The organism is Lentibacillus sp. (assembly GCF_035301675.1).
GTDB lineage: Bacteria > Bacillota > Bacilli > Bacillales > Amphibacillaceae > Lentibacillus.
In genome coordinates, this window is the sequence record NZ_DATGTT010000012.1 from 1 (window position 1) to 10,349 (window position 10,349).

The 10,349-nt window shown below is 43.7% G+C and carries 11 protein-coding genes; 6 read left to right on the plus strand and 5 right to left on the minus strand.

What is annotated here, in order from left to right; genetic code table 11:
- The 3 genes from VK097_RS02260 to VK097_RS02270 all read right to left on the minus strand — a co-directional run.
- Positions 1 to 443, minus strand: a 443-nt coding sequence (locus VK097_RS02260; RefSeq protein WP_324210173.1) for a plasmid pRiA4b ORF-3 family protein, incomplete at its 3' end; no start/stop codon positions are given.
- 225 nt (positions 444 to 668) lie between these two features.
- Positions 669 to 1,220 (minus strand): NADPH-dependent FMN reductase, encoded by a 552-nt coding sequence (locus tag VK097_RS02265; protein WP_324210174.1) that lies wholly within the window; start codon positions 1,218 to 1,220, stop codon positions 669 to 671.
- Positions 1,221 to 1,824: 604 nt separating this feature from the next.
- A complete protein-coding gene (locus VK097_RS02270) occupies positions 1,825 to 2,778 on the minus strand; it encodes a nuclease-related domain-containing protein (RefSeq protein ID WP_324210175.1) in 954 nt (317 codons plus the stop codon).
- A gap of 134 nt (positions 2,779 to 2,912) precedes the next feature.
- On the opposite strand from VK097_RS02270, the gene VK097_RS02275 reads away from it, so the two are divergent.
- Positions 2,913 to 3,254: a hypothetical protein gene (locus VK097_RS02275; RefSeq protein ID WP_324210176.1), complete on the plus strand. Its 342-nt coding sequence runs from the start codon at positions 2,913 to 2,915 to the stop codon at positions 3,252 to 3,254.
- Positions 3,255 to 3,470: 216 nt separating this feature from the next.
- Here VK097_RS02275 and VK097_RS02280 read toward each other — a convergent pair whose 3' ends face one another.
- Positions 3,471 to 4,250 carry a Cof-type HAD-IIB family hydrolase gene (locus tag VK097_RS02280; RefSeq protein WP_324210177.1) on the minus strand — a complete coding sequence of 260 codons (780 nt, stop codon included), beginning with the start codon at positions 4,248 to 4,250 and terminating at the stop codon, positions 3,471 to 3,473.
- A gap of 136 nt (positions 4,251 to 4,386) precedes the next feature.
- Positions 4,387 to 5,103, minus strand: coding sequence for a GntR family transcriptional regulator (locus VK097_RS02285; RefSeq protein ID WP_324210178.1), 717 nt, complete (start codon positions 5,101 to 5,103; stop codon positions 4,387 to 4,389).
- Between the two features lie 154 nt (positions 5,104 to 5,257).
- On the opposite strand from VK097_RS02285, the gene VK097_RS02290 reads away from it, so the two are divergent.
- The 5 genes from VK097_RS02290 (at position 5,258) to VK097_RS02310 (ending at position 10,304) form a co-directional block, all read left to right on the plus strand.
- Positions 5,258 to 6,583 carry a 6-phospho-alpha-glucosidase gene (locus VK097_RS02290; RefSeq protein ID WP_324210179.1) on the plus strand — a complete coding sequence of 442 codons (1,326 nt, stop codon included), beginning with the start codon at positions 5,258 to 5,260 and terminating at the stop codon, positions 6,581 to 6,583.
- 27 nt (positions 6,584 to 6,610) lie between these two features.
- Positions 6,611 to 7,357, plus strand: a complete 747-nt coding sequence (gene chbG, locus VK097_RS02295; RefSeq protein WP_324210180.1) for a chitin disaccharide deacetylase — start codon at positions 6,611 to 6,613, stop codon at positions 7,355 to 7,357.
- 3 nt (positions 7,358 to 7,360) lie between these two features.
- On the plus strand, positions 7,361 to 8,761 hold the full coding sequence (locus tag VK097_RS02300) for a PTS transporter subunit EIIC (RefSeq protein ID WP_324210181.1): 1,401 nt from the start codon (positions 7,361 to 7,363) through the stop codon (positions 8,759 to 8,761).
- Positions 8,762 to 9,048: 287 nt separating this feature from the next.
- Positions 9,049 to 9,567, plus strand: a complete 519-nt coding sequence (locus tag VK097_RS02305) for a YbaK/EbsC family protein (RefSeq protein WP_324210182.1) — start codon at positions 9,049 to 9,051, stop codon at positions 9,565 to 9,567.
- Positions 9,568 to 9,701: 134 nt separating this feature from the next.
- A complete protein-coding gene (locus tag VK097_RS02310; RefSeq protein WP_324210183.1) occupies positions 9,702 to 10,304 on the plus strand; it encodes a Uma2 family endonuclease in 603 nt (200 codons plus the stop codon).
- Positions 10,305 to 10,349 lie beyond the last annotated feature (45 nt).

Genomic DNA, 10,349 nt, shown 5'->3' on the forward strand with positions numbered 1-10,349 from the left:
GCGATTTCTTCCAGCGTAACAAGAAACCGCCAATCGTCGCCATAATCATAGATGTATTCAAGCGTTTCATACTTTTCCAGATACGAATCAATTTTGATCCCGGCCGGTTTGCGCACCACTTTTTCCAATTCGCGCAGCCGGGCCTCCTGGATGTCTGCAAATTGCTGGGGAACATCCCGCAGCTTGGCCTCAATCTCTTTCCGATTTTTCTTAAAATGCTGGTGCTCCTGATACGCCTCTTCGTCATTCGTCACCCTCATATTGTCATCCGGCAGGTCAAATTCAAAAAGGTGATAAGCGCCGGGATAACCGCCCTGGAAATTGGTCACCGTCTGAATAACATCATGAAGCCTGTTAAATGTTGCACCTGCAGGCATGATGACCCTTCGCCAGATTAATGGCTCTGAACCTGCTAACTCAATTTTGATTTGATAAGCTTTCATTCGATCAACTCCCTTAAGTATCCAGACTAACTTCTTATGAGAATTGTAACATAGATGCGCCCGACCATTTCGACGATGCGATCGCCCAGGTTCAAGCCATTATTATTGACGATTTTTGGCAAAAGCCAAAAATCCCCTAATCACCCAGCAATAAAGGGGATTATGGCGGCCGCCGAAAACCGCCCTCCTTCTCAAAATTAACCTTCTGGCGAGATCCGCTGGGCTTTACCGCTCCATACGCTCATTAATACTCCGCTGCAGAAACAGCATTTCCTCGGCAAGATTTCTCAGTCGCTTTGAAATGAGGGTATCGATAATTTCGCCACTTTCCACATCGAAGCAATCATTCTGAACAAAAACATTCTCTGTAGGCACCAGCCCTTTAAAATAAGAAAGAACGGGTTTCAGCTGGTATTCGGTTACAAGAAAATGCTTCTCCGACAAGCCTGTTGCGACAATGCCGGTAACCTTGTTTTTAAAAGCATACTCCGGAAAATGATCCAGCAGATTTTTCAATACACCGGAGATAGAAGCTTGATAAATGGGAGTACCAAACACCAAACAATCGGCAGACATGATTTTGTCCGCCACCGGCCAGGTGTCATCGTCAAAATAAGCAAGCGGGGACCCGTCGGCAAATGATAGGTCATAATCCCTTAAATCAATTAGTTCTGTCTTTATTGATGTATCCATAAGTTTGGCAGCTTCCAGCACATCATAAACAGCCTTAGATGTTTTATCCCCTGCCAATGTTCCTGATATGCCAACTAACTTCAAACATTACGCCTCCTAGCAGTTCCAACATTTTTATTTCTTGCATATATAAATTTCCAAATATGTAGCTTTTTTAATCCGTCGCATAGTAATTATGCGGGATGCTACACCATATGGTTTTTTACAGATGAAGCGAAACCTTTTGTTGCTTGGTCAATTTCTCCAGCGTGGCTGTTATGAAGAGACGCTGTACAGATATTTTAATAGATTACATCCCGCTTTCCAAATTTTCCATTCGACCCGGGGAAGATATGGGAAGGCCCTCGCATGGTGGGTGAGCAACACTTCCAATGAGTTGAAGTCGCCCTCGCACGATTTGTGTCATGTGTCGCACGAATTGACGGCACTCTCGCACGTTTTGAGGGCACTCCTGCACGATTTAACACTCGCGCCGCACGGTTTAGCTGGGGGTTCGCACGGTTTGTTCCTTGTGTCGCACGAATTGACAGCACTCTCGCACGTTTTCAGCTGCCACCGAAAACCAACATCCTTGATCTATTTGCTGTTTATATTGATTGGACCTCCGTTCGTTCATTGTCAACTCATTCAAATGATCACTCGTCCCTCTAGTAAGGAAAGATTTTCGGCAACAGCCGAAAATCTCCATTTAATTCTTTTTATACCAATGTTTATATTTTTCGTCATATATCAATCCGCTTTTTTTAAGAATTCTTGTGGCAGTCCCCCTGTTATCCAAGGCTAAAAACCACATACATTCCTTATTATTTATTGTATTTTTAACCAGCAGCAAATAATCAGCGAGTGCTTTCAAGTGCGCGTTATAATGCTTTTGCCTGCACTTAGGGCACCACCATCCGCTATGCACGCGCTTCATCCCCCGCAAGCCGCAATCACGACAAATGACACCAGGCAATATGTCCGTTGGGCGCACACCATACTTTTTGAACAAATTAATATCGAATTCACGGCACTCATGAAGAATAGCCCTCTCTATCTGGTGGGCTGGCAGCTTTTTGGCACCTTTTCGAGCCAGCTGGCGTTCCCTTGTTAGAATCAAATCAGAAACGTTAGCAGCATGTGTAACATATTTCCCTACCTCTTCCTGGCTGCCTTCCACCTTTACAATCGTTGATGGATCAGCAATGGCAACTAAACTTGTTATTGGAATATGAGAAAAATTATGGTGGGAAAGCCAATTCTGCAAATGGAATGTTTGATTTTTCACCTGGGTGATTGGGTATTCAAAGCCTGACTCAATCTTGCCGTCAGAGCGGGTGAGCTGTTTGAGAAGGGTGTTAAAAATAATCATTCCATCATAGTTCTTGGCATCGACGACATAGATTGAATAGTCTGCCTTAATGTATGAATCAATTTGAAAGTTTTTGCCGTTAACGCGGAGGTAGACATCACGAAGAATGCTGTACATCGGGGCTAGATTATCGATAAAATAGTCGACTTTTATTTCTCCAGTGTAGCCTTGCTGCTGCTTTTTGGCATCTTCTTTCATCTTGGGGAGACCTGGAAACTGTGGCGAGAGCCGCGGGATGGCTGCATCAAGCTTCCTTAATGGCAGGGGTTTTGTGCGGTTTTTGAATATCATCGTTTTGCTCCTTTATTTAGTTTTGAGGCGGGATGCTTTAACTATAGCATATTGTTGAATGAATTGGGAGATGATTCGAATAGTTTTTTGGGGGATCGTGAATAGGTGTGGGCATAGGATGAAGGGTACTTTCGATGAGCTGCCAGTCGTCCTCACTGTTGGAAGATGCTTTCGCACGGTTTGAAGCCGTTCTTGCACGTTTTGATGAAGTTCTCGCATGGTTTGGAGCTGATCTCGCACGTTTTGAGTCCATCCCCGCACGTTTTGGAACTGTTTTCGCACGATTCGAACCCACTTTCGCACGTTTTGAAACACCTCCCATCACATCAAAACCATGTTATTGGAAATTTTTGGCCCATGCCAAAAATCCTCCAATTACAAAGGCGGTCTTCAGTCGACCGAAAATCATCAGCAAAAATCTATCCTTAATTGTGCTTTGGATGATAACACAGGTCAGCCTGCTATGCTGGATGTGAGAAGAGTTTTAGAGTAGTTGAATTATTTATGGCATAGACGATACAAATGCATAATATTTTTCATGGCCGGAAGTCAGTCCGGAAGATTTCGTACTTGCGTGATTCAAAAAGGAGGGCATCACCTTTTGTATGATGTCCCCCCTTTTTGGACGTACATCATTTGCACAGTCTGCAGGTGTACTGCTCTAAATCAAGCATTACCCAATTTAAGCACAGTCACCCCAACAACCCAACCATCTTCAACCCATGCCAAATCCCGTCATCATGCACATCTTTCGTAACACTTCCTGCCGCTTGTTTCACAACATCTGCAGCGTTCCCCATTGCGATGCTGTTTTGAACGGACTTGAGCATTGGAATATCGTTCAATCCGTCGCCGAATGCATAGACATCAGCCGCCGGAATCTGCAGCTCTTGAATCAGCTTTCTGATGCCTGCCGCTTTGGAACCGCCGGCCGGCATAACATCGACAGAATACCGATGCCAGCGGATAAAATCGAGTTGATCAAACGTTTGATCATATTCCGCTTCGCCTTCTCCTGTGCAGAATAACAGCGTTTGATATACCTCACCTTCACGGAAATAATCAGGATTATACTTAACGGTTGTATCAAGTTTCAGTGACCCCGTTGCTTCTTGCACATGCGGATGATTCTGCGTATTGGCGTACCAGTCATCATGGTTGAGATGAACCAATGGATGCTGACGTTCCGCTGCGTATTTTTCCAGCGCCGCAAGTGCATCCGGCCTGAGCGGATTTTTATAGATCGCCTCGCCGTTGTGCACGACATACTGCCCGTTGATGCTGACATACGTGCCAATATTCAGGTCATCCATCAGCGGTTTGAATGCGAATGGCGCACGCCCTGTCGCGATCGCCACAAAGTGACCGGCTTGCTGTAAATCAGCAATCGCCTGTCTGGCCGAATCCGGCAGCCGCTTCTCATCATCAAGCAATGTCCCGTCTATATCAAAAAAGATTAATTTTTGTGTCATATGTTTTCCTCGTTTCATAGATGATTTGCTTCTATTATTCTATCATAGTCCGGCGGTAAAATCTTTGTGTTTCAGATAGACGATTTCCGGCAGCCGCCGGAAATCAACCCATTATTATACAGACAACTCTGTACTCCTACTCCCCATTCCTTGATGAAACAACTTTAAATGAGTACTTATGCGGGTGGAAGTAAACTTTTGAGTATTCGAAAACCGTTCCATCCCTAAACGTCGAGAAAGCCTCCATGAAAAGCAATGGATCGTGTTCAGCAATCTGCAAATGCTTCATCATTTCATCGTTGGGCATGATCGGGATCAACTCACCGTAACGTCTTTCAATTTTATAGCCTTTGCTGCTGATATAATCATATTTTGATCGCTTCATCACGTCAATAGACAGGTCCGGAAAGAGATCAACAGGCAAATAGGATTCTTCCAAAATTAGGGGCTCGTAATCTGCCAGCCGCAGTCGTTTAACGTAATAAACTTTTTCATCTATTTTCAAATGTTCCCTAGCCTCTTCAGGTGGTGACATAAGTTGAAATTCCAGAATGTCATTGGATGGATCATTGTCCAGACTGCTCATTTCCTCGGTGAATCCCTGTAATTTCAATATATCATGTTCTATCTTTTCATGACTGACATATGTCCCGCTTCCCTGAACACGATATAGGATGTCTTCATCAACAAGCTGTTTGATAGCCTCCCTTACTGTCACTCTGCTGACACCATAAGTTCCGGCCAATTTTGTTTCAGAAGGAATCGCATCCCCATGGGTCAGCTCCGCATTCGCGATGTCTTCCTTAATATGGTTTGCAATTTGTTTGTATAGTGGCGTAGATTCATTCCACATTTCCCTGATCAACCTCTCCATTTTCTGCACTAAGTGTACCACGATTCGTCTATTTTTCATACCAATTTTAAAAGTTGTATTATATTCGTATTGATATTTGTATATAGTTACGTTAAAATCATATTAACAACAACAAGAAAGGGGTTTCATTTAAATGGAAAAGAAAAACTTAGTTATCGTCGGCGGAGGCAGCACATATACACTCGGAATGATCATGAGCCTGACCCGCGAAAAAGAAAACTTTCCACTCAAAAAAATAACGTTTTACGATATTGATGAAGCACGGCAGGAAAAAATAGCTAAAGCTGCAGAGATCCTGCTAAGCGAACATTATCCTGAACTTGAGTCTTTTAACTATACAACAGATAAAGCAACTGCATTCAGTGACATTGATGCAGCATTTGTTCAAATCAGAACCGGCGGACTCGCCATGCGCGAACGTGATGAACAAATACCGGTCAAACATGGTGTCGTTGGTCAGGAAACGAGCGGTGCCGGCGGGATGGCATATGGTCTGCGCTCGATTCACGACATGATTGAACTGGTCAATGACATACGACATTATTCAAAAGATGCATGGATTCTGAATTATACCAATCCCGCAGCCATCGTAGGTCTTGCATTAAAACAGGAATTTCCTGATGACAAGCGGATTTTAAACATTTGCGACATGCCCATAGCAATTATGAAAAGTTATGCAGATATACTCGAAAAAGATGTATGGGAACTTGTTCCGGAATATTTCGGCTTAAACCATTTTGGCTGGTTCAGTAAAATCCTTGATAAACAAGGCAATGACCTGACTCAGGAACTCAAAACTAAAATCATTAACGGTGACTTCATTCCGACAGATAAGGAAATCGCCAATGATGAATCATGGATACAAACATTCAGACAGGCCAGACAAATGCTAATCGACTTTCCAAGGTTTTTACCGAACACGTATCTGCAATACTACCTGTATCCGGACGAATTAGCTAAAAAAGAATCACCTGACAATACAAGAGCAAGACAAGTCATGAACGGCAGAGAAAAACAAGTACATGAACTTTGCGATCATATCATTACACAGCAAACAACAAAGAATATAAATGTCGAAGCTGATATTCATGGTGTCTACATGATCAGGGCAGCTGCTTCGCTTGTATTTAATTTGAAAGAAGTATTCATTGTCATGGTTGAAAATAATGGAGTTATTTCCAACCTCCCTCATGATGCGCTGGTCGAGGTTCCGGCAATGCTGACCAACGACGGAACAAAACCATTTTCTGTTGGCGACATCCCGACTTTCTATAAGGGCTTAATCGAGAATCAGCATGCCTGCGAAAAACTGGTCGTCGAAGCGTATTACGAAAACAGCTATAACAAATTGCTGCAGGCACTGACCTTAAATAGGACGATAGTTCATGCGCCTAAAGCAAAAGCAATTCTGGACGATTTGATTAAAGCGAATAAAGATTACTGGCCTGAATTATATTAAATTCATTTAGGGAAAGAGGAGACAATCATGTTAAAACTCATCATCAATGCCGATGACTTCGGCTATTCAAGGGCAGCCAACTACGGAATCATCGATGCTCATACAGAAGGCGTGCTCACATCCACGACATGTTTGACCAACATGCCCGGCGCGGAGCATGCGTATGAACTCGGCAAACAATACAGCACTCTTGGAATTGGCGTTCATCTCACGTTAACGTGCGGCAGGCCATTGCTGGATAATCACACTACACTTGTCGATGCGGATGGCCATTTTAAAAAGCTGCACCATTATCAGGATAAATTTCACATCGACCAGGATGAATTGTATCGGGAATGGAAAGCGCAAATTGAGGCTTTCCTCAATTCCGGGCTGGTCCCAACACATTTGGACAGTCACCATCACATTAATAACCAGGACCAGATACTGCCTGTTTTTATCCAACTGGCGAAAGAATATAATCTGCCCGTCAGAAATAATTTCGATCAGGAATCTGCCGGGACACAGCTGTTGACAACAGACACGTTCGAATACAATCCGGAAATTATGTTAGCGGATGCACAAACGATTCTGAATCATTATCAAGGTGCTGAAACAGTTGAAATCATGTGTCACCCATCATATCTGGACAAATTCATTATGGAAAACTCCTCTTACGCAACACCGCGTCTGGAGGAATTGGCAGCCATTACGCACCCGGAAACAAAAACCAAACTGAGGGACAACGAACATTTTGAGTTGATCACGTACAACGATTTATGGAGAGGTGAATAATCAATGAGACGTTTCATGCAAAACCTGGGGAAATCGATGCTCATCCCGATTGTGGCACTTCCCGCTGCAGGCATTCTGTTCCGAATCAGTGCGGAAGACCTGCTTGACTGGCCATTGGTGCAGGCAGCCGGGGCTATTTTCAACAACATGGATATCCTGATTGCGATTGGTATCGCGATGGGACTTGCTAAAACAAAAGACAGGGGTATCCCGGCATTAACCGGATTCCTGGCAATCGCTATTTTAAATGAAGGATTGACGATTATAAACCCGGACTTGGATATGAGTGTATTCGGTGGTGTGTTATCGGGATTAATCGCAGCATTCATTTATAACCGTTTTAAAGACACCAAATTACCAGACATATTCTCCTTCTTTGGGGGAGAGAAATTCCCAATAACCATGATCATCGTAACCATGATTCCTGTTACAGGTATTTCAGTATTATTGTGGCCTTATGCCCAATCAGCTATCGACTCCCTTGCACAAGGTTTGGTCGGATTAGGGGCAGCGGGCATTTTCATTTTCGGTTTTCTGAACCGCTTCCTTCTTCCGTTCGGATTGCACCACGTGTTGAACACGTACATTTATTTCGGCCTTGGAAGCTATGAAACTGCAAGCGGAGAAGTCGTAACCGGTGAAATCACCCGTTTCTTGAACGGCGACCCGACTGCAGGCTACTTTTTGGGCGGTTTTTTCGTCATCATGATCTTTGGTGTTCCGGCCATTGCACTGGCCATGACCAGAGCTGCGCATAAGAGGAAAAAAGAAGAAACAAAAGCCTTGATGAGTTCAGGAAGTTTGACGTCTATCGTGGCAGGTCTAACCGAACCGATCGAATTTACATTCCTGTTCACATCACCATTATTGTATTTCATCCATTCTGTCTATACAGGACTCGCCGGTGCCACACTCTATTTGCTTGATGTCCGGCATGGCTTCTCGTGGGGCGGAAGCGTTATTGACTACGCATTAAATCTTGGAATCGCCGATAGCGGATGGATAATCATCCCAGTCGGACTCGCATTCGGTGTTCTTTACTATTTCACATTCTATACACTCATCGTGAAGCGAAACATTAAAGTCGTCGGCCGGGAAGATAATAAGGAGTTCAGTGAAGAGCGGGAAGAAAAGGAAAAAGACTTGGAACTGAGCCATGGTAAATTCGAATACATGGCGAAAAAAATCCTTCAGAATGTCGGCGGCAAAGAAAATCTGGTAGACTATGAAAACTGCATGACGCGTCTGCGCCTGGTAGTAAAGGATGAATCAATTGTAGACGAGGAAAAAATCAAGCAAACAGGTGCACATGGTGTCGTGAAAGTTGATAGTGAACACGTGCAGATCGTCATCGGACCTGAAGTGAGCAATATTTATGAAGAGTTTAAAAAGCAAGTTGAATAGTAAAAGAGTTTGTTCTGAAAGACCGCGGGATGGCGGTCTTTTTTTTACCCAGCCCGCATATTTTGGATCTGCTCTTACTCGTTTTCGCGCTGACTTCAAACGACTTCATACAACCTCAAAACCTACCCCGGCGTCATAACAACTGTGTCCAGCGGGGTCTATGCCCTGGCCCACTCCCACAGAAAGGCACCAGAAACAGATTGTGACCACTGATTGTGTAAAACAGCAATTATAATCGGAGAATGTTATGATAATACATAATACAGGTGAAGAAAGGATGAAATAAAATGTCGCTGGAAAACGTCAAAACCCATTTTAAACAGTGGGATCGTGAACAGGATATAATGGAGTTTGAGAGCTTAAGCAGCACGGTCGAACAGGCAGCTGAAACAATCGGCGTCACGCCAGCCCGGATTGCCAAAACACTGTGCTTCAAAGGTGAGGGTGACACAGCAATCCTGGTTGTGGCGGCAGGCGATGCCAAAATCGACAATAAAAAATTCCGTGGCACTTTTCACTACAAAGCACGTATGCTTTCGCCCGACGAAGTGCTGGAGCAAACAGGACATGCCGTCGGTGGCGTTTGTCCATTCGGCCTGGCAAATGACCTCGATATCTATCTGGATACTTCGATGAAACGTTTTGAAACGGTATTCCCCGCGTGCGGAAGCGAAAATTCGGCAATTGAATTAACCGGTGAGGAACTATTCAACTACTCATTTGCCAAACAATGGATCGATGTTTGTAAAGGATGGCAAGAAGAAGAGATGAAAGAAACTGTGGATAAAACGAATGATGAACTTTAGCATAATTTAGCCATACAGAGAGTATCGAAAAAACATCCCGTATTGCCTTAATGTATTAACACAGCGGGGGACAAATCCCTTTGCCGTGGTTCCTATGGTATACTGGCAGAAACGAATCGATTGGAGGTATGGTGATGAGCGATAAAAAGAATCGTAAAAGTAAGAGCGCCTGTACTGAACTCATAAAAGAAACCAACCTCACCTATGATGACTATGCTTCAATTGATGACGGCAATCGCTATGAACTCGTTGACGGGCAATTAGAATTGATGAGTCCGGCACCATCTGTTATCCATCAAATGGTCAGCTTTCAAATGCAAAGAAATATTGCTGAAAGCTGTGAAAAAGACTACGTTATTTTAAATGCACCGATTGATGTCATATTGGCTGATAATGAAGTGAGGCAGCCGGATCTTGTACTGATCCACCGGGAGCGAATGAACATTTTAAGCAATCGTGGTGTCGTAGGGCCACCAGACCTTGTTGTTGAGATCCTCTCCCCTTCTACTTTAAAGCGGGATAAAATTGATAAGCTGAATACGTATGCCAATTTTCGTATTCCTGAATATTGGACAGTAGAACCCAAGACAGGGATTTTAGAGCAATATTCTCTGCACAAGAACCAGTATAATCTTATAAATATTTTCCAAAATGACGAACCTATAACTTCTCCTGGCATCACGTGTATATCCTTCACGATGGCAGAAATAATGCAAAGTATTCCTAATTTGGATTAAACCCCGGCGCCCGATTCACACTTTGGCGGGGAGTGCCGCACGTTT